Source organism: Streptomyces spiralis, from assembly GCF_014654675.1.
Lineage (GTDB): Bacteria > Actinomycetota > Actinomycetes > Streptomycetales > Streptomycetaceae > Streptomyces > Streptomyces spiralis.
Map to the genome: position 1 here is coordinate 165,454 of NZ_BNBC01000019.1, position 231 is coordinate 165,684.

General features: G+C 67.5%; 1 protein-coding gene. It reads left to right on the plus strand.

Annotation, left to right across the window (positions count from 1 at the left end; all coding sequences use genetic code 11):
- Positions 1-46 precede the first annotated feature (46 nt).
- Positions 47-231: ATP-binding cassette domain-containing protein (locus IE318_RS20935; protein ID WP_189902544.1), on the plus strand; the 185-nt coding region annotated here is incomplete at its 3' end.

Genomic DNA, 231 nt, shown 5'->3' on the forward strand with positions numbered 1-231 from the left:
CGCGAAGTAAAGCCCGTAGCCGACAAGTTCCCAGGAGGTGACGACCATGGCCACGACCCTCGCCAAGGCCGCCGAGTCCGTAACACACGCGGCGCGCCTTGAGAACGTCTCGAAGTCCTTCGCGGCTCCGGGCGGACCGCAGCTCGTCCTGGACGACATCAGCCTCGATGTCGCCCCCGGCGAGTTCGTCACCCTCCTGGGCGCCTCCGGCTGCGGCAAATCCACCCTGCT